This is a genomic window from Mesorhizobium loti (assembly GCF_013170705.1).
GTDB classification, from domain to species: domain Bacteria; phylum Pseudomonadota; class Alphaproteobacteria; order Rhizobiales; family Rhizobiaceae; genus Mesorhizobium; species Mesorhizobium loti_D.
This window is the reverse complement of sequence record NZ_CP033334.1, coordinates 3396880-3421811: the sequence shown is the minus strand read 5'-3', so window position 1 is coordinate 3421811 and position 24932 is coordinate 3396880. Positions and strand designations below refer to the sequence as shown.

Below are 24932 nucleotides of genomic sequence, written 5' to 3'. Positions count from 1 at the left end.
TCGAACCCGACGATAGAGTTCCGGGCCGCGATGCCCATCGCGCTCATTTATGCCGATTGGCGGTTGCATGCCAAGCCTTGCCTGCATCCTATGCGGTCTTGCGGTCATGATGATCGTGGAGCTGCCGCGAAACCGGCAGCGACAGGCGCCAGGCGGCAAAATGCAAGCGGATCGCACCCTGCGGCGTGCCGACCGGCGGCGCCGCTGGCGTGACGGCATGGCCGGCGCGCTGGCCGAGCGAGCCGATCGGCCTGACCGACGCGATCAGCCGCAGCATCATCAGGGCTTCCCACATTGCCGAGCTTCCATTGTGTGTGATTTGAAGGATGGGATGGCTGGATATGTCAGCCATCCCACGGGACCGGCCGGCCCGAGAACGGGTTGGGCGCCGGGCCGGCCGGCGCAGCCGGCTGGAGTGATCAGCCGTTCCCGGGCTGGGGTGGCGGAAGCTGCCCGCCCTGGTCGGGCGGACCTCCAGGCGCGGCTGCATCATTCGGCGGGCCGCCCCAGGGGCCGGGGGGTGGTCCGTGGGGGCGTTCCGCCGAAGCGAGGATTTCGAGCTGTTCGGGAGTAAGCTTGGCGCGCAGCACGGCGATCGCATCCTTGAGCTTGGCGGCCGAAGCCGCGCGCGCCGTGATGTCGTCGGCCAGCCTTTCCTGGAAGGCGAAGGCATCGGGCTTGCCGCCCGGAGCCGCATCAGGCCCCTTTGCCTCGGGACCGCCAGTGCCGCCGGGACCGCGATCAGGCCGGGGCGGCGAAAGCACCGCCTGCAGCGCGCTGGTGTAGTCGCGCCAGGCGTCGAGCTGCTCGCTGCGGATGCCGACGCGCGTCTCGAGCGCCGCCAGCCTGGCGGCCAGCATGAATTCCGGCGGCGGTCCCATGCGGCGGGGACCAAAGCCTTCCGGGCCAACGCCTTGCGGGCCCCAGCCTGGCGGCCCCCAGCCTGGCGGACCATGCCGCATCGGGCCATGCGGGCCAAAACCCTGCGGTCCGGGCATCGGTCCGTCCTGCATGGCGATGGCGGGCGGCGGCTCGCCCGGAGCGGGGCCGGCATCGGGCTGCGCCGCCAGCGCGGGATGAATCGCGGCGACGGAAAACAGGCCGAGCGCAAGAAGTCTGCTTCGCATGATTGGTGTTCCTTTCTCTCATGCATCGGACGGCCATGAGGATAGGAAGCCTGTTTGTCCGCTTCGCGTCGGCATGTTGCCGAAGGTTTCCGCAAAGGGGCAATTTGTTTCCGAATGTTTCCCGACCCCGGCCAGAAACATTGCGTTGCAATTTTCCATGCCGCCGGCGCGCGCTCTCCCTATAATCAGCTTCAAGCCCCCTACAATCACGGGCAAGGGCACGCCTCATGCAGTCACAACCCCATATCCTCGTCGTGGACGACGACCGCGAGATCAGGACGCTTCTCGGCCGCTACCTCGACGGCCAGGGCTTTCGCGTCTCGGTGGCGGCCGACCGGCGCGAATGCGAGCAGAAGCTGGCCTCCGGCCAGTTCGACCTCGTCGTGCTCGACGTCATGCTGCCGGACGGGTCGGGCCTCGACGTCTGCCGGAGCTTGCGGGACCGCAAGCCGCACGTCCCGGTCATCCTGCTGACGGCGCTGAAGGAGGATGTCGACCGCATCATCGGGCTGGAGCTCGGCGCCGACGACTATCTCGGCAAGCCCTTCAACCCGCGCGAGCTCACCGCCCGCATCCGCGCCGTGCTGCGGCGCGCGGTTCCCGAGGACGCGCCCGCTCCCCGCGCCCGCGTCTACCGCTTCGCCAGCTACAGGCTGGAGCCCGACACCCGCAAGGTGACGGACATGCAAGGCGCGAGCATCGATCTCACCGGCGCCGAGTTCGACCTTTTGCAGGTGTTCCTCGACCGGCCCGGACGGCTGCTGTCGCGCGACCAGCTGCTTGATCTCACGCAGGGCCGCGAGCGCGACCCGCTCGAACGCTCGGTCGACGTGCTGATGAGCCGGCTGCGCCGCAAATTCGCCGACACCGGCGACGGGCCGCTGTTCAAGACCGTGCGCAATGGCGGCTACCAGCTCACCGCCCGTGTCGAGACGGTGGAGGTCCCGGCGTGAACTCGCTGCGCCGCCGCCTCATTGTCTTGCTGGTCGCCTCGATCGTCGGCGTCGTCGGCCTGGCGACGGCCGCCATCCTCAGCGTGCGCGGCGGCGGGCCGCCGCCGGAGCTGACCGTGCCCTGGATCGCCCAGCAGATGGAACTGGTGGTCCGGCTGCTGCCGGGCCCGATACCGGACGTGCTGCGGGTGCAATTCACGGACCATCCGGCCGGCGGCAAGGTCGCCAGCGCGGAAACGGCGATGCTCAACCACATCCTGCAACGCCGCGGTCTCGACCTGCAGGCCATCGTCAGCGAAAAAGGAGAGGAACCCGGCCAGGTCGCGTCGGTGCGATTGCCCGACAGCCGCTGGGCGATCATGGATGTGCCGCATCTCAAGCCGCCGGGCCGCGAATGGCTGGTTCTGGCCGGCTGGATCTCGCTGATCGTGGCCGGCGCCACCGCCGTCTCGGTGTACTTCACCTCGGTGCTGATCCGGCCGCTGGAAATGCTGGAGGCCGCCGTCTCCAAGATCGGCAGCGATGGTGTGCTGGCCGCGGTGCCGGAAGTGGGCTCGGCCGAGGTCAAGGCGACCGCGCATGCGCTGAACCAGCTGTCGTCGCGGCTCAGGACCGCCATGGAAAGCCGCATGCGCCTGGTCGCCGCCGCCGGCCATGATCTGCGCACGCCGATGACGCGCATGCGGCTGCGCGCCGAATTCCTCGACGAGGACCGCGACAAATGGCTTCACGACCTCGACGAGCTCGACCGCATCGCCGACAGCGCCATCCGCCTGGTGCGCGAGGAGGTGAACCAGGATGCGGTCGAGCCGTTGGACCTGCGCAAGATGGTGGAGGATATCGAAGCCGAGATGGTGTCGCTCGGCCATGCCGTCTCGATCGGCCACCTCGACAAGGTTTCGGTGCGCGCCGGCGCGCTCGGCCTGCGCCGGGCGCTGCGCAACCTGATCGTCAACGCCGCCACCCATGGCAAGGCCTGCGGCATCAGCCTCGCGCTCGCCGACAGGCGTGCCGTGCTGACCATTTCCGATAAGGGCCCGGGCATTCCGCCCGACCTCATCAACAAGGCCTTCGAGCCCTTCTTCCGGGTCGACCCCGGCCGCCAGCAATTCATTCCGGGCGCCGGGCTGGGCCTGGCCATCGCCAAGGAGATCATCGAGCGCTATGGCGGGACGGTGACGCTGGAGAACCGCGAAGGCGGCGGGCTGGCGCAGACGGTGGTGTTCAAGGCTGTGTGAGGGGTACGGCGCGGCCCCCCACCCCGATCCGCTTTGCGGATCGACCCTCCCCACAAGGGGGAGGGTGAAAAGTCATCCCGCGATCGCCATCGGCACAGCGCTCTTGTTGGGGATCTGGATATCGATCTCCAGCGTCGACATGGTCTCGCCGCGGTCCATCGAGACCTGCAGGTAGTCCTGGTCGATCTGCACGTGCTTGGCGATGACGGCCATGATCTCCTCGCGCAGGATGGAGACCAGGTCGGGCTGGCTGCGGTTGCGGCGCTCATAGGCGAGCAGCACCTGCAGCCGCTCGCGCGCCACCGGCGCGCTGGAGCGCCGACGGAAAAGGTCGAACACGTTCATGCCGCCCTCCTTCCCAACAGCCGGTCGAGGAAGCCTTTGCGCTCGAAGGGAACGACGACCGGCAGGTCCTCGCCTTCCAGCCGCCTTGCGGCGTCGAGATATGCCTTGGCCGCGGTGTTGAGCGGCTCCGACAGCGTCACCGGCGCGCCGAGGTTGGAGGCGCGCAGCACATCCTGGCTTTCGGGGATGATGCCGAGCAGCGGCACCGAGAGGATTTCCAGCACATCGTCGATGCTGAGCATTTCGCCGCGCGCGGCGCGCGCCGCGTCGTAGCGGGTGACCAGCACGTGCTTGGCGATCTGCTCGCCCTGTTCGGCGCGCATGGTGCGGGCGTCGAGCAGGCCGATGATGCGGTCGGAATCGCGCACCGACGACACTTCCGGATTGGTGACGATGACCGCCTCGTCGGCAAAGCGCATGGCGAGCTGCGCGCCGCGCTCGATGCCGGCCGGGCTGTCGCAGAACACATAGTCGAACACCGAGCGCAGCTTGTCGATGACCTCGCCGACGCCCTCTTCCGTCAGCGCGTCCTTGTCGCGCGTCTGCGAGGCCGGCAGCAGGAACAGCGTCTCGACCCGCTTGTCGCGGATCAGCGCCTGCGACAGCTTCGCGGTGCCCTGGATGACGTTGACGAGGTCGAACACCACGCGGCGTTCGGCGCCCATGATCAGGTCGAGATTCCTGAGGCCGACGTCAAAATCGACGAGCGCCACCTTCTTGCCGGTCTTGGCCACGGCGGCACCGAGCGCCGCCGTCGAGGTGGTCTTGCCGACGCCCCCCTTGCCCGAAGTGACCACCACTACCTTGCCCATGAAAAATGCCTCCGTTGTTTTTCTCTGTTATTTCCGTCGGCCCGCCGGCTTGCCATCTCGGCCGCCTTGCGGACCAGTCAGCTCAGTGTCTCGACGCGCAGCTTGTCGCCGTCGAGGAAGGCCTGCACCGGCTTGCCGCGCGAAACCCCTTCCATCTCCTCGGCGGTGATGTACCAGCCGTCGACGGACAGAAGCTCGGCCTCGTTGCGGCGGCAGAAGATGCGCGCGCTCGTGTTGCCCAGCGCGCCCGCCGAAGCGCGCCCGCGCAGCGTGCCGTAGACATGGATCGAGCCGGCGGCGACAATCTCCGAACCGGACGCGACCGAGCCCAGCACGATCACATCGCCATGCGGATGCATGATCGCCTGGCCGGACCGGATCGGCGCCTTGATCATCAGCGTGCCCGAATCATAATGCGAAACCTGCGGCTCGCTCTCGCCCGCCTTGCTTGCGCCAGCCTTGCCCTCGCCAATCCTGCCGCTGTCGGCCTTGCCGTTCTCCGCCCTGCCCTTGCCGGCGCTGCCTTCAGGCTGCTCGGCCTTGTCGGAAACCTCCGCCCTCGCTTTGTCGGCGCCCTTGCGGCCAGGCAGCAGCCCATCCGTCGTCGCCTCCTTGGCGCCGACCAGCAAAGGCGGCAGGTCAGGCCCGAGCGAGGCCCCTTCAAGCTCGATGGCATAGATGCGGATACCGCGCGTACCAAGCTCCGCCACAAGTGCCGCGATCTCGCTCGGCTGCGGCTTCAAAACGTTCAGATCCAGCAGCACCGGCCGCCCGGCAAAATAGCCCGGCGAGTTGCCGATCCAGTGATCCAGCCCCTGCAGCCACTCCGCCATGGGCGCTTCCGGGGTCAATGTGAAAGCGACGAAGGAACGAGCACGAAAGCGAATGGATTTAGCCTCGAGGGGGGCGGCAAAGGTCACGGCTGGCGAATCCTTACTGAGAGGTAAACGCTAGCGAGAGAATGGTTAACGAATGGTTAACGAGGGTGGATAGAGGAGTGTCGGAATTAAGGTTCCTGACAGGGCCTGCCGAGTCCCTTGGGGCGGGACTGCCCGCCTCCTCCGACGCTATTGCATTTATAGAGACCAGACAGCGATGAAGCTCGTCCCAGTTTGTCAAAAATAATCGTGTGTGACGCTGCCCCCAATACTTGTGCAATGTCATGCGCCACGTAATGTTGCCGGCGGGTGGGTTTATTGAAAAGTGGGGGAATTGTGAGACGTGCTGTACTGACACTATCGGTGCTGGCCAGCCTAGCAGGGTGCGCCACACCGCCAGAGAAGATTGCAGGAATTCCAAATTCCGGACCTTGCACACAGGCCGACAGACAGCGCCTAGCCGTCATATCAAACCAGCAGAACAAGGCTTCGACGGGCGGTGCGCTGGGGGTGTTCTTGATTGGCGTGCCGGTGGCGTCGATGTCGGGAGGCGACCACGAGGCCGAGATCGCTATCCTCAAGGGGCGCTGCGGGCCGCCGAAGACATAGTCGGCTACAATTCTACGGTTGACTGCACCGAAGCAGTTTATCGCTATGTGAGAACATTTCTTTCTTAACGCCCTCATATACCGCGCAATCTAGCGGGTGAGAATAAAATGAAAATTGTTAAACTAAGAATAAATGGTTTCCAATCATTTAGAGATTCTGGCGATATATATTTCTCCAACGGTTTCAATATAATCATAGGTCAAAATAACGCGGGTAAGAGTGCTACTTTACGTGCATTATTATTACATATACCCGACGACAGACACCGCACGCCCGAAAAATGGCAAGACTTTATGCTTCCTAGGCCGGAAGTTCATTTTACCGTCGCTGCGATCGGAACTGAGATTCGAGACTGGGTCATGCGATCCGGAAATCGCCAATATTTTCCTATTAAAATGTTAAACGACGGAAAGGTATTTCCCGATTTCGGTATTATTTTTGGAAATGAAGAAATACATATTAAGGTATTGAAGTATCCAAACGAGAATAGATTCTTTGGAAATTATCCATCCTACGGATATTTTGAACACAATTCCGGCGATTCGGCAGCATATATTTCTGCAGCTCCCGAGAATGGCGAACTTTTACTTGATAGATCACCGACAGCCGCAGCAAATGACACTTTGCCCAACCTTCTCTTCGATGCTTGGCAGCGGGATATGTTCTACTTTGCGGCAGAACGTATGACAGTCGGAGAAGCAGAGGCAGGATATGCCGCGCGCCTTCATCCTAATGCGAGCAATTTACCGAATGTTCTCCACACCCTCAGCAGCGAACGAGGGGACGTTTTCAAACAACTGGTTGATCACCTCAGAGAGATATTTCAGTCCGTCGGCAATCTCAGCGTCAGAACTAGGCCTGACAACCGAAATATGGAAGTTCGAGTCTGGCCAACTGAAGCAATGGAGAGAGTGGAGTTAAGTTTTCCTCTCAACTCAAGCGGCACAGGTGTCTCACAAGTTATTGCAATTCTCGTCGCAATTATGACAATTGACAGCGCTGTTATTATAATTGATGAGATCAATAGCTTTCTGCATCCTGCAGCAGTCAAAGCGCTCCTTCGAATTTTACAGACGCGGTACGCCCAGCATCAGTACATTATATCCACGCACGCGCCGGAGGTGATTGGTTTCAGCAACCCAAGCACCATCCATCTCGTTAGGAGAGCAGGCTACGATTCATCTGTCGAGCGATTGGACCTTGATGATGTGGGAAAATTTCGAGAGGTGGCCGAGCACCTAGGCGTCTCTATGGCAGATGTATTTGCAGCGGAGCGGGTCATCTGGGTCGAGGGTCCAACAGAAGAACTGTGCTTCCCCTATTTGTATCAACAGTTGGTTGGGAATTTGCCCAGAGGAACGATCTTCACTTCTGTTGCGGCTACGGGCGACTTCAATAGCAACAAGCGGGATCCTGCCATCGTCTACGAGGTCTATCACCGACTAAGCACGGCGGCAGCAACATTAGTGGTTTCGGTTGCCTTCAGCTTCGACACGGAAAAACTGACCGAGAATCAGAAAACCAAGATGACGCGAGATTCCGGCGGTCTATTGCACTTCCTACCTAGGCGCCATTTGGAATGTTATTTGATGGACCCGGCGGCAATCGCTGCGTTCATCATCAGCAAAGACCCTTCGTCAGCCGAAACCGTCACACCGGAGATCCTTGAAGCCAAGCTGACGGAAGTTGCAGGAGAGCCTCCATTTAAGATTCCGGAATGGAAAGGTAACATCGAAGACGAGGTATGGCTTGCGCATGTTGATGCCGCGAATCTGATCGCTCGGGTCTGCGGAACCGTCTCTGAGCACCGAGCGCCGTTCGCAAAGAAAAATGATACGCTCTTTCTGATGAAACATACACTCGAACATAACCCCGATCGCCTTGTCCAGTTGCGAGACTACGTCGAGAACTTGGTCGCGACGATAGCCTCGTAATTGTCGCGCTTTTTCTTACAGCCACAGAGTGGGCGATACCCGATCCACAGGTCCTGATTATTGCTCGCTGACGGGCGCCGCCAAGCTGCAAGATCCCGGACCTGACGCCCAAACGAGGTCCTCCCCAATCAGCCGTCTCGCCCCGTGGAGTTCAAGAACGCAGCTATGCTAGCCTACCATCGGGCCGGCTGAAGCTCGGCCCATGAGGGGCAAGTCATGTTGGATCAATGGACCAATTTCTTCGTCATGGTGGGCGGCGGCGCGGCGGGGCTTGCCGGGTTGATCTTCGTCGCCATCTCGATCAATCCCGAACGCATTGTCCGCAACACGACGCACAAGAACCGGGCCATCAACATGCTGTCGGGCTTCAGCGCGATTTTCATGGCCTGCAGCCTGGCGCTTCTGGGCGGTCAATATCTTCCGGCACTCGGCCTCGAATGGCTTTTGCTGTGGGTCGTCGCGACATTCATCTTTGTCAGAGGCTATGTCGTCGCCATCAAGTCGGGGATGAGTTCCATCGGGCTCACCGTGCCCCGGCTCGCGGGCGGCACGGTGTGTTACCTCGCCGAAGTCATCGGCGCGTTTCTGCTGGTTCTCGGACGCGGCGTCGGCCTTTACATCGCGGCCCTTGGAACCATCGTCTTGTTCGCCTTCCTCATTTCGGGCGCCTGGCTGCTGATCATCGGCATCTACGAAGAGCCGGCCAAGGAATGAGCCGCACATCAGGCGCTGCGGAGGCTCAATGCCGCTTGAAATACTGCACCTCGCGCCCATGCTTCTCCGCCGCCTCGCGGTTGTCGAACGTGCCGAGGTTGCGCGTCGCCCCATAGGCCGCTGCGCACGGCTTCGACCTACAGCACATCGGTGCTGGCGATCTCGTGGGTGTTGCGGCAGCGCATCATCCGCCGTAAGCGCCAAAGCGGCTTCCCTGTCGATTCCATCACGGCCCGGTAGGCGGAGGCGAAAAGCGGGCGATCAACTCAGCGATATTTGCTAGCTGCCGGAACCGCTTGTTCGTGGCGAAGTTCCCCTCCTATCAACACAGGAGTGACTCGCCGTGAACACCTTAGATACAGACAACCTTTCGGGATCAGGAATCGCCAACGAGAATGGCTGGCAGGGCAACACGGGCGCTGAGCGCGCCGGCGACAGCAAGGAGGCGCTCGCCAAGTTGAAGACGAGTGCGGCAGAAACCGCCGGGCATCTGAAAGATGCCGCGGCTTCGGTTTCGAGCGACGCCAAGGACTATGCCGGGTCCATGGCATCCAATGCCGCCGGCGCCTTCAAGGACGCCGTCGAGTCAAACAAGACCGCAGGCGCCGACGCGATCGCCAATATCGCCCATTCCGTGAAGGACGCGGCTGACGGCATCGAGAAACAGTCGCCTCAGGTCGCAAGCATGGTGCGCAATGCTGCCGAAGGCGTCGAGCGGATCTCGACCGATATCAGGGACCGCAACGTCGGTGAATTGCTCGATTCCGTCACCAAGTTCGCGCAGCGCCAGCCGGCAGCCTTTTTCGGCGTCGGCATCATGGCCGGAGTCGTCCTGACACGGATCATGCGAAGCTCCGATCGGTCCTGAGAAGGATCAAGAGCATGGATCAGGGAACGGACCATCGGCCATTCGGGAGCGTGCTCAGCGAAGCTGTAAGCCAATTTGCTTCGTTGATGCGCCTCGATCTTCGTCTGCTCGAAGCGGAAATGCGGGCAAAGACCTCGACTATCGTCTCGTCGGGCGCATGCGGCGTGGCTGCCGCCATGTTCTTTGTCCTGGCGGCATTCGCCTTGGTCCAGTTCCTCATCCTTGCGATGATCCATTTCGGGGTCGGCGCGATGTTTGCCTGCCTGATCGTCGGTGCCGTTTTGATCGGCGCAGGGGTACTCTCTCTTTATCTGGCTAAGCGCGCTCTGATCGGATGGACCATCACGCCCGTCGAGACCGTCAATCAGGTGCGGACAGACCTCGCAGCTTTGAAGCAGGGACTACGTTATGGCTCAACCCAGCAATGAGATCCGGGATATACTGGTGCAAAGCCGCGCTGAACGGCAGGCACTTTTTGGGCCGGTCAGCGAGTTGAGCCGCCGGCTGCAACCCACCCATCTGGTGCAAGTCTCGACGCACTACGCCAAGCAGAAGGTGATCGGGGTCCTTGGTGGCGTCACGGATGCCGTAAAGGAGAATGGTGGCACTGCGGCGGCTGTGGCCTTGGGTGCCGTTGCTGTCTTCGATGCAGGACGGAGAAGCGCTGGCGGGAATGTCCCCGCTGGAGTTGCCGGCGCTGACATTGAAACACTCGTCAGCGGTGGGCATGTCGATGCTGGACCAAGCCGTTACCACGCAGCTCAGCGAAGTGTGGTCTCAAACATTGATCGGACAAAGGCGATAGCCGGCTCCGCTGCAGGTCTTTTCATAGGCCATGCCATCGGGCGGGCATTTCGGCCAACAGCCAAAGAGCAGGCGCTGTTCGGTAAGGCCGCCGACGAAGTTCGGGACGTGGCGGCGCAATTCGTCAGCGAGCACAAGCGGGGTGCTAAAATTGCAGCGGCCGAGGCCTTTGGCTTCGCGCGATACGGCGCTGCCTTTCTGGCTGTGCTGGCGTTGGCAAGCGACTATTTCGTGCGCAATGAAGAGGCGCGCAATCCGCCCGACATGTGATTGCCGGGCACCGTCAGGCGCACTTCTTGCATTCGGCGACTTCGACACCAAGCCGGAACGCCTGCCCATCCGCGTAAGAGCGGGCATAGCTTTCGGCCTCGAATGGGAAGGTCAAGGTGCTGCCGTAGGCCGTGACGCGGACGGTCCACTTCTTGTCGCGGAGGATCTCGACGGCGTGCTCGGGCGATCCCATGACTTCCTCCCACGATCGCAAGTGAGGGGCCAAGAATTAGCGTCGTGAAACTCATTTGAATGCAAACATTTCGACATGACCATGTCGCAATGTTGAACCTGCATACAGGCCAGCTTTGGTGCGGCGAACCTGGCGGTCCCGTGTCGAGGCGATTGGCGATCCCACTTCAACTCTCCGACGATGATCTGCGAAACCTGGGCATTGGAACGAAAGCGACTGCTTGGCGTTACATGCGTCGTTGCTAAATAACTATTCGCCTAAGGGAGGGTCGGCGTTGCAGTTAGGTGGGGGCGGCGAAAAGCTCGCAGAGCGTCTGGACGAACTCAGTGCGCTTTACGTGCTGACGGATCGGCTGTACCGGGCAAAGGCAAGTCACGAAGCTTTTGAAGCTGGTCTGGATGCCATTCGCGACGGATTGGGGTGTGAACGCGCGTCCCTGCTGCTTTTCGACGAGGCAGGCGTGATGCGGTTTGTCGCCTGGCGCGGGCTGTCGGAACGTTACAGAAAAGCTCTGGAAGGTCACTCGCCCTGGGTTGTCGGCGAATGCAACCCTGAGGCCATCCTCGTTTCACACATTGCCGAAACGGATGAACCAGCCGCCGTCAAAGAGATGATTGCCAGCGAAGGCATTGTTGGCTTGGCGTTCATTCCATTGACGGTTCAAGGTGAGGTGGTGGGCAAATTCATGACCTATTATGAACGCCGGCATTCGTTTGCCGTCCATGAAATCGATCTCGCCACGACCATTGCCAGACAGATCGGGTTTTATCTGGAGCGGACGCGGGCGGAGAACGCGCGCAAGCTAGCCGAGGAAGAGTTGCGAGCATCCGAGCAACAATTTCGCCTTATGTCGGAACACGCTCCGGTGATGATCTGGACGTGCGACGCTTTGGGCAAATGCACCAATCTGAACATGATGCTACGCGAGTTCTGGGGCGTCGAGACCGATGATATCCCGACGTTCAATTGGCACCCGACCATTCATCCAGATGATGCTGCCGAAATTGGGACTCGGATGATGCAGGCCTTGTCTACGCAGACAGCCGTCTCGGTCCAGGGCCGCTACCGAAATTGCAAGGGCGAGTACCGCGTTCTGCTCACGACCGCCCGTCCCCACTTCTCCGCAAGTGGCATATTCCGCGGGCTGATCGGGGTAAATGTCGACGTCACGGAACGTGACCAGGCAGAGATGGCGATGCGCCACAGTGAGGAACGGTTTCGCTCGGCCGTAGAGGCGGCCCCGAGCGGTATGGTGATGACGGACGAGGAGGGGCGCATCGTTCTCGTCAATCTTCATGCCGAAACCCTGTTTGGCTATGGGCGGGAGGAGATGGTGGGGCAAGGCATCGAGATGCTGGTCCCCGATCGCTCTCGTGGCTCCCATCCGGTTTTTCGCCAGGGGTATGGGAGCTCCCCGCAGGCGCGCCCGATGGGTGCGGGCAGAGATCTCTATGCGCGGCGCAAGGACGGAAAAGAGGTGCCGGTCGAGATTGGGCTCAGCCCGATTCAGACGAGGGAAGGAATGATGGCGCTCGCCTCCGTGGTGGACATCAGCGAACGAAGGCGGTCGGAGGCACAAAGAGAGCTGCTGATGGCCGAACTAAACCATCGGGTGAAAAACACTCTGGCGGTCGTCCAGGGGATTGCACAACAGACGTTCAAGGGAACGCAGGCCACCGTTGCCCATGCCGCGTTCGAAGGCCGGCTGATGGCGCTGTCGACTGCGCACGACATCCTGACGCAGACCAGTTGGGAACATGCGTCTTTGGACCAGCTTGTACGCGACAGCCTGCAGATCAGAGGCGCGTTCTCCAACCGGGTTTCGACGACCGGACCCGCAATTCTGTTGCGGCCTAACCAGGCTCTCTCCCTGGCGCTCGCTTTCCATGAGCTGCTGACAAACGCCGTGAAGTACGGCGCCCTTTCAAACGAGGCCGGCAAGATTTCGGTCGAGTGGTTTCTCAGCGACCAGCCCAAGCCGAGGCTCAAGCTTGTCTGGAGCGAACTCGGAGGTCCCGCCGTTTCGTCTCCGGCCAAGCGAGGCTTTGGCTCTCGCCTCCTCGAGCGAGGATTGGCCGCAGATCTCGAGGCGGAGGTCGCGATGGATTTCCAGCCTCAGGGCCTTGTCTGCAGGATAGATGCCCCCCTGATGGAGGGGAGGATGCCGCAATGACAACACTGTCAGGCCGACGTGTGCTCATCGTCGAAGACGAATCCCTGATTGCCATGTTGGCCGAGGATTTTCTGATTGAGCTGGGGGCCACTGTCATTGGTCCTGCGACCACCATCGACGGCGCTATTGCAATCATTGAGACCCAGGAAATCGACGCGGCTGTCCTGGACATCAATATACGAGGTGAGCGGAGCGAGCGCGTTGCCGAGGCTTTGCGGCTTCGGGGTATCCCGATTGTATGCGCCACTGGATATGGCGACGGTGCGGCAGACTTCGCCAAGGGAGCGATGATTATTGCCAAACCTTACTCGAAAGAGAAACTCGACCTTTCGTTGCGGTTCGCGCTCTTCGGATAAGCAGGCCGACCGCAGCTTCCTTTCGCGAGTCCGCTATCGCCTGGTTCATTCTCCTTGCTGTCGAGGCCAAACGGCAGCGACGAGAGTCATCTGGCAAGACTTGTTGTCTGCGTCACCATCGCGACGGTCGCAGGCAAGCCCTCAATGCCGCTTAAAATACTGCACCTCCTTCTCATGCTTCTCCGCCGCTTCCCGCGTCTCGAACGTGCCCAGGTTGCGCCGTTTCCCGGTCTTCTCGTCCTTCTTGCGGGAATAAAGCCGGTATTTTCCGTCCTTGAGTTTGCGGATCATCTCGCTCTCCCCAGTTAGGATCGATCAGGATTTTCGCCTCGCCTTCAGGCCGCGCGCGGCCTGCTCGATCGCGGCGCGGTCGGTGCCCAGGCGGTCGATCAGGGCCTGCGCCTCGTCGCCCGATATGCCAGTGCGCACGGCCAGTTGCTCGACCTCCAGCACGTCGGTGCTGGCGATTTCGCGGGTCTGCGGCAGCGCGTCGTCGGCTGTCAGCGGCAGGGCGGATTCCCTGTCGATCTCCATTTCGGCCTGGTGCCAGTGCCGCTCGTGGTCGCCATGGGCGCCGCCTTCGCGTTGCCAGATGGCGTAGGCGCGGTCTCGGATCTTGTCGTTGCGGTCGTCGGTCATCGTCGTTCTCCCTTGGTGTTCGGGAAGAACGCCGCGCCTGCGCGAATGATCCAAAAATTTTGCGTGATCGCTGGCCAGGGTTGAATTGCTGGATGAAGCGAGGCGCCGGGCGGAGCCGGGCGCAAAAATGATCCAGGCGGCGGGGCAAGCCCGCCGCCTGGATGCCGGCCGTCGTGGACGGCCTTGGTGTCAGTGGCCCCAGATGCCCTGGCCGGAATCGGCCGGCATGTCGAGGCGCGGCTGCCCCGACGCCGCGCTGTCGGTGATGCTGTGGGTGACGCGCGGGTCGACCGCCTTGGCGCCGGACATCATCGCATGGGTGGCCGGGTAGCCGCCGGCGGCGGGGACGAAGTCCGAGCCGAAATGGTCGCTGCCGGCAAAGGCCATGCCGGATGCAAACAGCAGTGAGGCAATGGTCAATACGATCTTCTTCATTTCAGTTTTCCATCTTCTTGAAGTTGACATCTGGCCCCGACGCGCCGCCCGCCCGCGTTTCATGGGACCGTGTTTGCTGCTCTTCAGGCGAAACCGGCCAACCGCCACCCTCACGGGGTCCTTGCGATGTCCGGCTGTCAGCGCACGACCGTGTCGGTTCGTTGTTGCGCTGTTGGCCGCTTCAATAAGGGCCTGGTGTTTGTGCGGGCGTGGTAGGCGGCGTGGTAAAACCCGCCGCCGGAGTGGAATTTTGCGTGGAATGCGGCCCCGCGTGCCTCAAACCGGCAACCGCACCTCCAGGGAGAACTGGTTCTCCACGGCCAGCAATGCGTTGACCATTTCCTTGTCGCGCCGGCGCTTTTCCAGATAGCGGGCCAGCAGCCAGTCCAGCGAGAGCGTGCCGGCGCCGACGGCGGCCAGCACGAACATGCCGCCCGATATGGCCAGGTCCTTTTCGAAATGCAGCAGTTCGTTCTGGTTGGCGAAGTTGACGTGGAACAGCAAGGCCGTGGACAGGCAGAACAGGCCGAGCCCGATGCCGCCCAACCGCGTCAGCAGGCCTGTCGCCACCGAGAGCCCCGCCCCCAGCTGCAGCGCGATGGTGGCGACGAACAGCGGCAGCCCGACGCCTTGCGCGGCCATCGCCTTGGCGGCGCCGTCGAAATGGGTGGCCAGCGTCACGCCCTCATGCAGGAAGATGAAGGACATGAGCAGGCGGCCGGCAAGCAGGGTCACGTCCCTGATGTGGTATTTCGTGGCGAGGCCGGTGAGCTTCGCGGCGATGTCATTGGGTGTCATGGTCAGCCTCCAATTTTTGGGCACGGGCCAATTTTGGTAACAGGTGGGCGCCGCCCGCGTAGGACGCACCAAAACGGCGCCTGCCGGATGTGATCTTCGAAAAGGCCGGAGCCGGCTCGAGGGAGAGGCGCCGGCTCCGGCAAGGGGCGCCAGCCACGAGCGCCCGAACTGGTGGTGGGGGACTGGAGCGGTCAGTCCCGGTCCCCCACTCCGGCCGCGTCGCGGCCACCTCTCCCCCGCCCCCGCGGAGGGAAAGGAAATGGGTCGCGGTCTTACTGCGTCACCTTGGTGTCGATGGCCTTTTGCAGGTCGGAAAGCTCGTCGCAGCCGGCGGGGCAGAGTTTCTGCAGCGAGGCCAGCTGCTCCTTGGCCTTGGCCATGTCGCCGGTCTCGACATAGAGCTCGCCCAGATATTCGCGGGCGGCCTTGTGGTCGGGCTTCAGCTCCAGCGCCTTGTTGTAATAGGTCAGCGCGGTGGCGGTGTCGCCGGTCTTGCGCAGCGTGAAGCCGAGCAGATTGTAGACGTCGGCCTGCTGGTTGTCCTGCGCGAGGTCGCGCAGATCGGCCAGCGCGCCCTTGTAGTCCTTGGCGGCGATCTTGGCCTGGACGGCGGTCAGGTCGGGCGCGTCGGCGCCCTCGATGTCGTCGACCGCATAGGCCGGCATGATGGTCGCGACGGGAACCACGGTCAGCACGGCAATGGCGCCGAGCAGGCCGTAGAGGGCGTGCTTGCCCAGATAGGATTGTTTCATTGTCTTTCTCGCTTGGTTTGGGTTGCCCGTTCAAATTTGAACGGGTGTGAAGCCGTAGGCGCTGCCGTCCTTGACGAAGACGCCGGTGCCGGGGAACGGGAAGTGCGAACCGGAAATGCGGATGTTGTCCGCGATCACCCGGTCGATGATCTTGTGGCGCGTGGTAATGGCGGTGGGCCCGTCCTGGTCGTAGCTGCCCTGCCATTCCGGATGCGGCGCCAGAAGGGCCGGCACATACATGGTGTCGGCCGAGATCATCAGCTGCTCCTTGCCGGAATTGGCGAGGTAGACGGAATGTCCCGGCGTGTGGCCGGGTGCTGCGATGATCTGGATGCCGGGCGCCACTTCCGCGCCGTCCTGGACCAGCTTCCAGTTCTTCCATTTCGGGAAGTTTTCGGCGATGCGCTTGCCCGCCGGCTTGCGGCCCTCGGGCAGCTTGGCCAGCCGGCTCGGATCGGTCCACCAATTGTACTCGGTCGCGTTGACGATCAGCTCGGCATTGGGGAACACCGGCGTGTTGGTGCCCTTCTCCATCAGGCCCCAGACATGGTCGGGGTGGAAATGCGAGATCATGATGGTGTCGATCGCCTTGTAGTCGATGCCGGCGGCGGCCATGTTGGCCGGCAGATGCGTGGCATTGGCCTGCCACTGGCCGACGCCCGAGCCGGCATCCATCATGATCAGCTTGCCGCCCATCTTGAGCACGACGACGGTGAGCGGGATGGGCATGAAGTCGGTGGTCAGCCCCGCCTTGGCAAGCGCCGCCTTGGTCTCGTCGACCGAGACATCCTTGATGAAGGCCGGGTCGTGCGGCTTCTTCCAGATGCCGTCATAGATGGCGGTCACCTCGATATCGCCGACCGTGTATTTGTAGAAGCCGATGGTCGGCTCGACCAGCAGTTCCGCGAAAGCGGGACGCGTGAACTCGAGCTTGCCGGCAAGACCGAAGGCGGCGGCGGCGGCGGCGGATTGAAGCACTGTGCGGCGTGTCATGCTGAACATGGTGGTCTCCTGTGGGTTGCGGTGGCGGCAAAGTCGGAAGGCGAGAAACTCCGGGGTGACGGAGGGCCACGCCACATGGCCCTCCGTCCTGAGTGCGGACCGGGTCGGGACCTCGAGGAGGGGGCCCGACCCCTGAACTCAGTTGCCCGGCACAGGCGGGCCGACGAATTCGCCCGCATCAGTCTGGGAAGCGGCCTGGCTGGGACCGGTCGTCACCGTGGTGTCGACCTTGTTCTGGCGCGCCTTGTAGGGGATCGAGGCGGTGGCGTTGCTGTCGACGGCGGCAAGCGGCTGGTTTGCCGTGTCGGCGTTGAAATGGTCGCTGCCGGCAAAGGCGCTGGTGGTGGCCACCAGAATGGCCGCGGCGGTAAGAGCGAGGTTTTTCATGTCGATGATACCTGTTTGTTGAGGCACGGGTTGAAGGCCAGCGCCTATCGGCCCCAGAGGCTGTCGCGATCGTGCTGGGCGACGATGTCCTGAACCGAGGTCTGGTCCTGTTCGGTCCTGAGCTGTGCATCGGCGCCGTTCCGGGGTGCCGTGTCGGAGATCGAGGCCGTGACAGCGGTGTCGACGGAAGGCTGGTTGCCGCCTTCGAAATGGTCGCTGCCGGCAAAGGCGGCACTCGAGGCAAGCAACATCGCGGCCACGCTGAGAGCGAGCTTGGTCATTTCCAGAAATCCTTGTTTCGTTTCTTCGGGTCGCGGGCCGTATTGGCCCCGCTGTAGTGAAGACCCGGCGGGGCGGTGCTTTATTCCCGGCGACGGCGAGATTTTTTTGAAGGAGATGATTTCAGGGGGGCGCGGCCACGCCAGGCGCTGTTCGCCAGGTGGATCGCATGGACGCACAAAGGCGCCGGCGCAGCGCGCCGACGCCTTCGAAGATGCGCCAGATCAGCGTCGCCTACGGACAGGTCTTCTTGCCGCAGACCGCGATGCAGATCGCCTCGTTGGAGCAGGTGTAGGTCTTCCTGGAACTGGTGCCGGATGAAGCGCCGCCGCTGGAGGCGGCGAGTTGTCCGGACGCACCGAGGTCCAACGCCTTCATGTCGCGGTTGCTCGCGCTGATCTTGCCGCATGTCTCGCTGCCGCAGACAGCCCTGCAGATCGCCGGGTTCATGCATTTGTAGGCCGCGAAGACCTCGGTTGGAAGAAGGGCGCAGAAAACCGAGATGCCGAGAATCCACCTTTTCGCCGCACGCATTGTTGCCTCCTGTGGCCAGTTTTCCCGATGTCGCGGAGGCCCGGCCGCCCAGCCTCCGTTCCCGCGCGTGCCTCCGGCACCGCGTCCACGGTGCGACTATGCGGATGCGGGAGCCTCGGCGTATCGCAGGGACGGCACAGGTGGATGGCACTGTCGGAACAGGCGCCTCACTGCGCCAGGCCGGCGCGCACCTCGGAAGGCGTCATGCGATAACGCGACCGGAACTGCCGGTAGAAGGTCGATGGCTCGACCAGCCCCGCCTCGAAGGCGAGATCGGCGATCGGCCTTGCGGCGAAAAGCGGGCTGGCGAGTTGCCGGTGGATCCGCTCCAGCCGCCTTTGCATGACATAGTCGGAAAAGCTGTGCCCTTCCTCCGCGAAGAGACGCCTGATGTAGCGCGGGCTGAGCCCAAGGCCCCTTCCCGCCATCTCCGCCGACAGCCGCGCTTTGTGCATATTCTCCTCGATATAGCGCTTGATGGCCTCGATGCGCGCGGCGCGGACGCCGCGCCCGGCGATCACTTCGCCCACCTCGCGGCTGGTTCCGACCGCCGCGGCGAACAGATCGGCAATGTGCTGGGCGGCCAGCGGCGCAAGCCCGGCGCTCATCCCGCCGCGCGCCACCGCCGTGACATAGGCCAGGAGAAGCCGCGCCTCCGGCGTGCCGGGGTTGATCGCGTCGGGCCTGAGATCGCCGACATGGCGCACCAGCGGCTCGAGCGTCGACCTGTCGAAGCGGGCGCAGATGGTCCAGTCCCCGCCCGGCGCCCTGGCGCGCCAGCGTCCGTCCATCGGCATGATGCAGGGTGCGCCGGCCGGCGTCTCCACGGTTCCCTGGCCTGGCGTGTCGAAGCCCCAGCCACCCGCGATCCAGGACACGACGAGATCGTCATTGGCGTCCTGCCGCAAGGCTGCCGTGCGTTCCCAGGCCATCGGCGAGACCTTGCCCTCGGCCACGCTCACCCCTGGCAGCAAAAGCGTGGAGGCGCTCAGATGCAGCGCGCCGCGATCCAGCGGAGCAAGGTCCAGCCGCATGCAGATGCGGCCGTAGAATTCTCGCACGGCCGCTTCGCGCTCGCGGTCCGCGATCTCGTCCGTGGACAGGACGATGACATTGTCCTGGCTGGCCACCTGCGTCCGCCCCCCGTTTGTCCGGTTGGTTTTCGTGCGGGCGGCGGCGGTAATTCAAGGCCTGTATGAACGCGCCGGGCAAATGTGGCGGCAGGCGCAAGGAATGTGGCTGTGGGTGCAAAAACCGGCATCGGATTGCCGGCCGGCGAGGCTCCTAGCGGAGGTCGCGGATCCAGCGCCATAGGGTGCGGTCCGCGCCATGCCCGGCTGGCAGGCCGCGCCCCTGCGCGGCGAGCGCCCGCATCTCGCGTGGCGTCATGTCGAAGCAACGCCGGAAGGCACGGACAAAACTCTTGCGGTGGCCGAAGCCGTGGCGGTCGGCGATCTCGCCGATGGCTTCGTGCCGGCGGGCGGGATCGACGAGCTCGGCGCGGCAGCGGCGCAGCCTTTCCTCCTGGATGTATCGGGAAAGGCCGCCATACGGCTCGAACAGGTAATAGAGCTTGCGCGTCGAAATGCCGAACAGCGCGGCTATGGTCGCGGCCGTGAGGTCGCGGCTGCCGACATGCCTGTCGATGTGGCGGCGGATTTCGCCGGCCAGCGCCAGTTGCACCGAAGCGGCGTTTTCCTCCGCCACGGCCGAATTGATGGCCGCCGCGGCAAGATCCAGCGTCGGCCTGGTCACCGCCTCGGCGTCCTGGCCGCTCATGGCCGGCGCTGCCGCGTAGAGGCCGAGGAGATGGCCGCGCAACAGCGCCGTCAAAGGGGCATTGCCCGGGATGACGCGCAGATTGTGCTCGTCCGGCGCCTTCAGGAGCGGCGCCAGCAGGCGGCGCGGCATGGTCAGGTTGAGGCTGTCGATGCCGGATGTCCCCGTCGACTGGGCCTGCGCCAGGTCGGAGACGATCAGGTCGCCCGGGCAGGCCTTTTCATCCGGCCCGCCATCGCGCCGGCCGTGGCTGCCCCGCAGGCAGACCTGCACGGTGATCTGGTCGAGACCGTCGCGGCCGATGCGGGCGCGCGAACGGTCGAAGGTCTGCGCGACGCATCGGTACGAACTGAGTGCGATTTCGCCGAAATGAAACGCTTCGGCATGGACATGGAACCGGTCGTCGCCGCCATTGCGCAGGCGAACGTCATAGAAGAAACCCATGTTCTCCCGCCACAGCGCGACCGCGTCCCTGGGCGCCAGGCCCGCCGTGTCCAGCACCGAACGCGGCACCCCGCGTCCCACGGGAGCCCTCCCCGGCACCACGTCCTGACCGTTGCCTCCCGCTGCCATCCGCCACGATCCTGAAAGCCGCGAACCACCCAGCATAGGCATGGATGGCGGGCCGCGACAACACCGGCCTTGCATGGCAGCCGAGGCCGGCTCCTCCAGCCCGCAATATCTCGCTCAGACACAATTCAGAAACAAGTTTCAACACTTCGGAAAAACTGGCGAAAAGATCGGATGCCATAACCATCCCGCGGGGGACTGCCGGGATTCCTTTTCGGAAGCTTCGGGTCCGCCACCAACAAGGGTCAAATCGCAGCGGCGGCACAGCCGAAAATGCCGGATCGAACGGCGGTATGAACAGCCGGGCGATGCGCGGCCAGGACGAGAGAGTTTGGAAATGGATCACGGTGTCGATATCGCCGCACTCGACAGGGACACGGCAAGACCGGACGGAGCGCCCGAAGCCGGCGTCGCGAGCTTCGATGCGCTCATAAGAAGTGCCCAGCGGTCCGCGGCCGCGCACGGCCAGGTTCTGACCGGCGCGGACTTCGCCCGGGCAGGCCGGCCCGATGAGCGGCTGGACGCGGTCTTCGAGGAGCTCGCCGAGACATTCGCAGCCTTGCCGGCGGTGATCTCCGAGGGACGTGTCTGGACGTATCAGGAGCTCGACAAGCGCGCCAACCAGTTCGCCCGCCTGCTCGTCAAGCGCGGCGTTCGGCCGGGCGACCGGATCGGGCTTATCCTCGACCGGTCGGCGGAGACCTATGTCGCGGTGCTCGCGGTGGTGAAGGCGGGTGCCGCCTTCGTGCCGCTGGCCACCGCCTTTCCGCAAGAGCGCATGGCGCTGATCATCGACGACGCCAGTGTCAGCCTGATCGTCACCATCGCCACCTATGCGTCGCGCGCCGACCAGTTGCCGGTTCCCCACGTGCTGATCGACAGCGCCGCCGCCGAGATCTCCAGACAGTCCGACGCGCCGCTGAAGCTGCACAGGGCGCCGGCCTCCGTCGCGGTCGAAGACATCTGCTACATCCTCTACACCTCGGGCACGACAGGCAGGCCGAAGGGCGTGGCCGTCCGGCACCAGAGCTTCGTCAACTTCATCCGGGTCGCCGCCGCATCCTATGGCTACCGGCCGGGCGACCGCGTCTACCAGGGCATGACCATCGCCTTCGACTTTTCCTCCGAGGAGATCTGGGTGCCGTTCGTCGCCGGTGCGACGGTGGTGCCCGCGCCCGGCCAGATGCCGCTCGTCGGCGAGGAACTCGCCGATTTCCTGCGGCATCACGACATCACCTGCATGGCCTGCAGCCCGACCCTGCTGTCGTCCATGGCCAGCGACGTGCCCAGCCTGCGCACGCTCCTGGTCGGCGGCGAGGCCTGCCCGCACAATCTGGTGGTGCGCTGGTCGAAGCCCGGGCGGCAGATCCTCAACACCTACGGCCCGACAGAGGCGACCGTCACCGCGACCATGGGCGCGCTGACGCCGGACAAGCCCGTCACCATCGGCGCGCCGCTGCCCACCTATTCCATCGTCATTCTCGACCCTTCGCTGCCGGAACTGGCCGAGCCTGGCGAACTGGGCGAGATCGGCATCGCAGGCATCGGGCTCGCGATCGGCTATCTCAACAGGCAAGACCTCACCGAACAGAAATTCATCCCCGACTTCATCGGCCTGCCGAACAACCCGTCGAAGCGCATCTACCGCACGGGCGACCTTGGCCGGATCAACGCCGATGGCGAGATCGAGTATAACGGGCGCATCGACACCCAGGTGAAGATCCGCGGCTATCGCATCGAGCTCGGCGAGATCGAGGCGGTGCTGCTGGACCAGCCCGCCATCGCGCAGGCCGCCGTCACCACCTGGGAGATCGAGCCCGGCCGTGTCGAGCTCGTCGCCTATTACGCGCCCAAGGCCGGGGCGTCGGCGATCTCGCGCGCCGATCTCGCCCAGACGATGAAGCGGCGCCTGCCGGACTACATGGTGCCCTCCTATCTGGAGGAACTGCCGGCGATCCCGATGACCGTCTCCAACAAGGTGGATCTTCGCCAGCTTCCCAAGCCGACAAGCGTCCGGCTTTCCGCCGACCGCGAGATGGTCGCGCCCGGCAATGACGACGAGCGCTTCCTGGCCGACGCGCTGGCCGCCGTGTTGAAATTCGACGCGGTCTCGGTCGAGGACAATTTCTTCGACGATCTCGGCGCGAACTCGCTGCTGATGGCTCATTTCTGCGCCCGCGTTCGCACCCGCAAGGAATGGGCGACGACGTCCATGCGCGACATCTATCTCTATCCGACGGTTGCGCGCCTGGCCAAGCACCTGGCCATGGCGGAGGAGATGACGACGGCCACCTTCGAGCCTGTCCTCACCCGCCGGGCCTCGAACCTCGTCTACTGGACCTGCGGAGCGGGCCAGCTTTCGTTCTACCTTGTCTACAGCTATGTCGCGCTGTGGGTCCTCGACCACGGCCTCGACTGGGTCTATGACGCGCTCGACGAGCCGCTGCAGCTTTACATCAGGTGCGTGGCGCTCTCCGCCGGCGTGTTCTTCGGCATGTCGGGCTTTGCCGTTGCCGCGAAATGGCTGCTTGTCGGCCGCTGGAAGGCCGAGGCATTTCCCATCTGGGGCCTGCGCTACTATCGCTTCTGGGTCGTCAAGACGCTGATCCGCACTGCGCCCGTCGTGCTGTTCCGCGGCAGCCCGCTCTACAGCATCTATCTCCGGCTTCTCGGCACCAAGCTCGGCCACAACGCCGTCATCGAATCCAAATCCGTGCCGGTCTGCACGGACCTGATTTCGATCGGCGCCAACACCATCCTGCGCAAGGAATCGATGATCCTCGGCTATCGCGCCCAGTCCGGCTATATCCACACCGGGCCGCTGACCATCGGCCGCGACGCCTTCGTCGGCGTCGGCTCCACGCTCGACATCGACACCTCGATCGGCGACGGTGGCCAGCTCGGCCATTCGTCCTCGCTGCAGAGCGGGCAAAGCATTCCCGACGGCGAGCACTGGCACGGATCGCCGGCCGTGCCGACCACGGCGGACTATTGCAAGGTGCGCAACGCGAACCCTTACGAGGTCCGGCGTTTCCTCTATGAAGCCGTCCAGCTGGTGCTGCTGTTCGCGGTCATCACCCCGCTGCCGCTCCTGTTCCACAGCTATTGGGAATATGTCGGCGACGACTATCAGGAGACGATCGGCCTTGTCGCGATCGGCACCACGGTCACGCTGTTCGGCTATATCGCCGTGGCCTTTCTCGCCGCCACGGTGGTGCCGCGCGTTTTCAGCCTGATCCTGAAGCCGGGCCGCACCTATACGCTCTATGGCTTCCGCTACTGGCTGCAGACCGTCTCGGAATTCTCGAGCAACTCGCGTGTGCTGGGGCTGCTGTTCGGCGACAGCTCGGCCATCGTCCACTATATGAGCGCCATCGGCTGGAACCTCAACAAGGTGGTGCAGACCGGCTCCAATTTCGGCTCCAACCAGCAGCACGAAAACCCGCTTCTGTGCGAGATCGGCACCGAGACCATGGTGTCCGACGGGCTGTTCATGATCAATGTGCACAAATCCGCCTCGGCGTTCCGGCTGGAGCCGACACGCATTGGCGAGCGCAACTATCTCGGCAACAACATCTACTATCCGCCGGATGGCCGCACGGGCGACAACGTCCTGCTCGGCACCAAGGTGATGATCCCCATCGATGGCCCGGTGCGCGAGAATGTCGGGCTCCTGGGTTCGCCCGCCTTTGAGATCCCGCGCATGGTGAACCGCGACAAGGAACTCATCGCCGGCGTCGACGAGGCCGACCGGCGCCAGCGCATCCCGTTCAAGAACCGCCACAACCTGGTGACGATCCTTCTGTTCATTGCCGCCCAATGGGTCATGCTGTTCGCCACGCTGGCGATCTGGGATCGGGCATTGAACTACTACACCGAATGGAACGAGGTCGCCCTCTTCGTCGCCGTGATGCTGACCTCGGCGATCACCATTCCGTTCTACATTCTTGTCGAGCGGGCAAGCCTTGGCTTTGGCCGGCTGAAGCCGCGGATGACGACGATCTACGATGTCGACTTCTGGCGCCACGAACGCCATTGGAAGCTTGCCGATACACCGATCGTGCGCCTGTTCGCCGGCACGCCGTTCCGGCCGGTGATCCTGCGCATGCTGGGCGTCAAGGTCGGCAAGCGGGTCTATGACGGCGGCAGCAACCTGACCGAGCGTTCGCTGGTCGAGATCGGCGATGACGTCACGCTCAACGAGGGCTGCGTCATCCAGGCCCATTCGCTGGAAGAAGGCGCGTTCAAGTCGGACTTCATCCGCATCGGTGACGGTTGCACGCTCGGACCCTCCGCCTTTGTCCACTACGGCGTCGTCATGGGCAAGGGATCGATGGTCGATGCCGACTCCTTCGTGATGAAAGGCGAAGTGCTGGAGCCCAACTCGATCTGGCGCGGCAACCCGGCCAAGCTGCATCGTTTCGTCGAGCCGATCATGGATGACGGCTCCACGGCGTCATCCTGACGATCCCGAGAGCATCGG

27 protein-coding genes are annotated in these 24932 nt (G+C 63.3%); 10 read left to right on the top strand and 17 right to left on the bottom strand.

The features are described from left to right. Window positions 1-88: 88 nt before the first annotated feature. On the bottom strand, window positions 89-295 hold the full coding sequence (locus tag EB815_RS16645) for a hypothetical protein (protein WP_056571267.1): 207 nt from the start codon (window positions 293-295) through the stop codon (window positions 89-91). A 124-nt stretch (window positions 296-419) separates the two neighbouring features. Then, a complete protein-coding gene (locus EB815_RS16640) occupies window positions 420-1127 on the bottom strand; it encodes a hypothetical protein (RefSeq protein WP_056571266.1) in 708 nt (235 codons plus the stop codon). A 227-nt stretch (window positions 1128-1354) separates the two neighbouring features. On the opposite strand from EB815_RS16640, the gene EB815_RS16635 reads away from it, so the two are divergent. Next, the gene (locus tag EB815_RS16635) at window positions 1355-2080 is read left to right on the top strand and encodes a response regulator (RefSeq protein ID WP_056571264.1); all 726 of its coding nucleotides are present in this window, start codon (window positions 1355-1357) and stop codon (window positions 2078-2080) included. Next, complete coding sequence (locus EB815_RS16630) at window positions 2077-3318, top strand: ATP-binding protein (RefSeq protein WP_056571262.1); 1242 nt, start codon at window positions 2077-2079, stop codon at window positions 3316-3318. Before EB815_RS16635 ends, EB815_RS16630 begins: the two co-directional genes overlap by 4 nt. A 72-nt stretch (window positions 3319-3390) precedes the next feature. Here EB815_RS16630 and minE read toward each other — a convergent pair whose 3' ends face one another. From minE to minC, 3 genes are all read right to left on the bottom strand, one after another. Then, entirely contained in the window at window positions 3391-3663 is a 273-nt protein-coding gene (gene minE / locus EB815_RS16625; protein WP_056571260.1) for a cell division topological specificity factor MinE, read from the bottom strand. Further along, complete coding sequence (gene minD / locus EB815_RS16620) at window positions 3660-4475, bottom strand: septum site-determining protein MinD (RefSeq protein ID WP_056571258.1); 816 nt, start codon at window positions 4473-4475, stop codon at window positions 3660-3662. The genes minE and minD overlap by 4 nt, the downstream gene beginning before the upstream one ends. Window positions 4476-4552: 77 nt before the next feature. Then, on the bottom strand, window positions 4553-5395 hold the full coding sequence (gene minC / locus EB815_RS16615; protein ID WP_056571256.1) for a septum site-determining protein MinC: 843 nt from the start codon (window positions 5393-5395) through the stop codon (window positions 4553-4555). Window positions 5396-6069: 674 nt separating this feature from the next. Between minC and EB815_RS16610 the strand changes: the two genes are divergently transcribed. The 5 genes from EB815_RS16610 (at window position 6070) to EB815_RS16590 (ending at window position 10552) form a co-directional block, all read left to right on the top strand. Beyond that, complete coding sequence (locus EB815_RS16610; protein ID WP_081294871.1) at window positions 6070-7896, top strand: AAA family ATPase; 1827 nt, start codon at window positions 6070-6072, stop codon at window positions 7894-7896. 216 nt (window positions 7897-8112) lie between these two features. Continuing rightward, complete coding sequence (locus EB815_RS16605) at window positions 8113-8610, top strand: hypothetical protein (RefSeq protein ID WP_056571253.1); 498 nt, start codon at window positions 8113-8115, stop codon at window positions 8608-8610. Window positions 8611-8953: 343 nt separating this feature from the next. Then, on the top strand, window positions 8954-9478 hold the full coding sequence (locus tag EB815_RS16600; RefSeq protein ID WP_056571251.1) for a hypothetical protein: 525 nt from the start codon (window positions 8954-8956) through the stop codon (window positions 9476-9478). Between the two features lie 14 nt (window positions 9479-9492). Then, the gene (locus EB815_RS16595; RefSeq protein WP_056571249.1) at window positions 9493-9906 is read left to right on the top strand and encodes a phage holin family protein; all 414 of its coding nucleotides are present in this window, start codon (window positions 9493-9495) and stop codon (window positions 9904-9906) included. Continuing rightward, window positions 9887-10552 (top strand): hypothetical protein, encoded by a 666-nt coding sequence (locus EB815_RS16590; protein ID WP_056571247.1) that lies wholly within the window; start codon window positions 9887-9889, stop codon window positions 10550-10552. Before EB815_RS16595 ends, EB815_RS16590 begins: the two co-directional genes overlap by 20 nt. Window positions 10553-10565: 13 nt before the next feature. Here the strand turns inward: EB815_RS16590 and EB815_RS16585 are convergent, their stop codons facing one another. Then, window positions 10566-10745, bottom strand: coding sequence for a hypothetical protein (locus EB815_RS16585; protein ID WP_056571244.1), 180 nt, complete (start codon window positions 10743-10745; stop codon window positions 10566-10568). 274 nt (window positions 10746-11019) lie between these two features. Between EB815_RS16585 and EB815_RS16580 the strand changes: the two genes are divergently transcribed. Together EB815_RS16580 and EB815_RS16575 are read left to right on the top strand one after the other, a co-directional pair. Continuing rightward, complete coding sequence (locus tag EB815_RS16580; protein ID WP_056571242.1) at window positions 11020-12918, top strand: PAS domain S-box protein; 1899 nt, start codon at window positions 11020-11022, stop codon at window positions 12916-12918. Continuing rightward, window positions 12915-13274, top strand: a complete 360-nt coding sequence (locus EB815_RS16575; RefSeq protein ID WP_056571240.1) for a response regulator — start codon at window positions 12915-12917, stop codon at window positions 13272-13274. The genes EB815_RS16580 and EB815_RS16575 overlap by 4 nt, the downstream gene beginning before the upstream one ends. Window positions 13275-13415: 141 nt before the next feature. Here EB815_RS16575 and EB815_RS16570 read toward each other — a convergent pair whose 3' ends face one another. From EB815_RS16570 to EB815_RS16520, 11 genes are all read right to left on the bottom strand, one after another. Continuing rightward, entirely contained in the window at window positions 13416-13565 is a 150-nt protein-coding gene (locus EB815_RS16570; RefSeq protein WP_140773983.1) for a hypothetical protein, read from the bottom strand. A 24-nt stretch (window positions 13566-13589) separates the two neighbouring features. Then, window positions 13590-13913, bottom strand: coding sequence for a DUF2934 domain-containing protein (locus tag EB815_RS16565; RefSeq protein ID WP_056571238.1), 324 nt, complete (start codon window positions 13911-13913; stop codon window positions 13590-13592). A gap of 189 nt (window positions 13914-14102) precedes the next feature. After that, the gene (locus EB815_RS16560) at window positions 14103-14348 is read right to left on the bottom strand and encodes a hypothetical protein (RefSeq protein WP_056571236.1); all 246 of its coding nucleotides are present in this window, start codon (window positions 14346-14348) and stop codon (window positions 14103-14105) included. Window positions 14349-14624: 276 nt separating this feature from the next. Beyond that, the gene (locus EB815_RS16555) at window positions 14625-15146 is read right to left on the bottom strand and encodes a DoxX family protein (protein WP_056571234.1); all 522 of its coding nucleotides are present in this window, start codon (window positions 15144-15146) and stop codon (window positions 14625-14627) included. Between the two features lie 272 nt (window positions 15147-15418). Then, on the bottom strand, window positions 15419-15898 hold the full coding sequence (locus EB815_RS16550; RefSeq protein ID WP_056571232.1) for a tetratricopeptide repeat protein: 480 nt from the start codon (window positions 15896-15898) through the stop codon (window positions 15419-15421). A gap of 30 nt (window positions 15899-15928) precedes the next feature. After that, window positions 15929-16900, bottom strand: a complete 972-nt coding sequence (locus EB815_RS16545; protein ID WP_056571230.1) for an MBL fold metallo-hydrolase — start codon at window positions 16898-16900, stop codon at window positions 15929-15931. Between the two features lie 138 nt (window positions 16901-17038). Next, complete coding sequence (locus EB815_RS16540) at window positions 17039-17287, bottom strand: DUF680 domain-containing protein (protein ID WP_056571228.1); 249 nt, start codon at window positions 17285-17287, stop codon at window positions 17039-17041. A 44-nt stretch (window positions 17288-17331) separates the two neighbouring features. After that, a complete protein-coding gene (locus EB815_RS16535; protein WP_056571226.1) occupies window positions 17332-17568 on the bottom strand; it encodes a DUF680 domain-containing protein in 237 nt (78 codons plus the stop codon). Between the two features lie 232 nt (window positions 17569-17800). Then, complete coding sequence (locus tag EB815_RS16530; RefSeq protein WP_056571224.1) at window positions 17801-18100, bottom strand: hypothetical protein; 300 nt, start codon at window positions 18098-18100, stop codon at window positions 17801-17803. Window positions 18101-18267: 167 nt separating this feature from the next. Continuing rightward, on the bottom strand, window positions 18268-19230 hold the full coding sequence (locus EB815_RS16525; protein WP_056571222.1) for an AraC family transcriptional regulator: 963 nt from the start codon (window positions 19228-19230) through the stop codon (window positions 18268-18270). A gap of 154 nt (window positions 19231-19384) precedes the next feature. Next, window positions 19385-20404 (bottom strand): helix-turn-helix domain-containing protein, encoded by a 1020-nt coding sequence (locus EB815_RS16520; protein WP_171883296.1) that lies wholly within the window; start codon window positions 20402-20404, stop codon window positions 19385-19387. Between the two features lie 382 nt (window positions 20405-20786). Between EB815_RS16520 and EB815_RS16515 the strand changes: the two genes are divergently transcribed. Next, window positions 20787-24914 carry a Pls/PosA family non-ribosomal peptide synthetase gene (locus EB815_RS16515; protein WP_056571218.1) on the top strand — a complete coding sequence of 1376 codons (4128 nt, stop codon included), beginning with the start codon at window positions 20787-20789 and terminating at the stop codon, window positions 24912-24914. Window positions 24915-24932: the final 18 nt, after the last annotated feature.

Bases quoted from the DNA above. Each gene is read 5' to 3' on its own strand.
- EB815_RS16645 (WP_056571267.1), bottom strand. From the start codon at position 295: ATGTGGGAAGCCCTGATGATGCTGCGGCTGATCGCGTCGGTCAGGCCG.
- EB815_RS16640 (WP_056571266.1), bottom strand. From the start codon at position 1,127: ATGCGAAGCAGACTTCTTGCGCTCGGCCTGTTTTCCGTCGCCGCGATT.
- EB815_RS16635 (WP_056571264.1), top strand. From the start codon at position 1,355: ATGCAGTCACAACCCCATATCCTCGTCGTGGACGACGACCGCGAGATC.
- minE (WP_056571260.1), bottom strand. From the start codon at position 3,663: ATGAACGTGTTCGACCTTTTCCGTCGGCGCTCCAGCGCGCCGGTGGCG.
- minD (WP_056571258.1), bottom strand. From the start codon at position 4,475: ATGGGCAAGGTAGTGGTGGTCACTTCGGGCAAGGGGGGCGTCGGCAAG.
- EB815_RS16610 (WP_081294871.1), top strand. From the start codon at position 6,070: ATGAAAATTGTTAAACTAAGAATAAATGGTTTCCAATCATTTAGAGAT.
- EB815_RS16605 (WP_056571253.1), top strand. From the start codon at position 8,113: ATGTTGGATCAATGGACCAATTTCTTCGTCATGGTGGGCGGCGGCGCG.
- EB815_RS16595 (WP_056571249.1), top strand. From the start codon at position 9,493: ATGGATCAGGGAACGGACCATCGGCCATTCGGGAGCGTGCTCAGCGAA.
- EB815_RS16590 (WP_056571247.1), top strand. From the start codon at position 9,887: ATGGCTCAACCCAGCAATGAGATCCGGGATATACTGGTGCAAAGCCGC.
- EB815_RS16585 (WP_056571244.1), bottom strand. From the start codon at position 10,745: ATGGGATCGCCCGAGCACGCCGTCGAGATCCTCCGCGACAAGAAGTGG.
- EB815_RS16575 (WP_056571240.1), top strand. From the start codon at position 12,915: ATGACAACACTGTCAGGCCGACGTGTGCTCATCGTCGAAGACGAATCC.
- EB815_RS16570 (WP_140773983.1), bottom strand. From the start codon at position 13,565: ATGATCCGCAAACTCAAGGACGGAAAATACCGGCTTTATTCCCGCAAG.
- EB815_RS16565 (WP_056571238.1), bottom strand. From the start codon at position 13,913: ATGACCGACGACCGCAACGACAAGATCCGAGACCGCGCCTACGCCATC.
- EB815_RS16560 (WP_056571236.1), bottom strand. From the start codon at position 14,348: ATGAAGAAGATCGTATTGACCATTGCCTCACTGCTGTTTGCATCCGGC.
- EB815_RS16555 (WP_056571234.1), bottom strand. From the start codon at position 15,146: ATGACACCCAATGACATCGCCGCGAAGCTCACCGGCCTCGCCACGAAA.
- EB815_RS16550 (WP_056571232.1), bottom strand. From the start codon at position 15,898: ATGAAACAATCCTATCTGGGCAAGCACGCCCTCTACGGCCTGCTCGGC.
- EB815_RS16545 (WP_056571230.1), bottom strand. From the start codon at position 16,900: ATGTTCAGCATGACACGCCGCACAGTGCTTCAATCCGCCGCCGCCGCC.
- EB815_RS16540 (WP_056571228.1), bottom strand. From the start codon at position 17,287: ATGAAAAACCTCGCTCTTACCGCCGCGGCCATTCTGGTGGCCACCACC.
- EB815_RS16535 (WP_056571226.1), bottom strand. From the start codon at position 17,568: ATGACCAAGCTCGCTCTCAGCGTGGCCGCGATGTTGCTTGCCTCGAGT.
- EB815_RS16530 (WP_056571224.1), bottom strand. From the start codon at position 18,100: ATGCGTGCGGCGAAAAGGTGGATTCTCGGCATCTCGGTTTTCTGCGCC.
- EB815_RS16515 (WP_056571218.1), top strand. From the start codon at position 20,787: ATGGATCACGGTGTCGATATCGCCGCACTCGACAGGGACACGGCAAGA.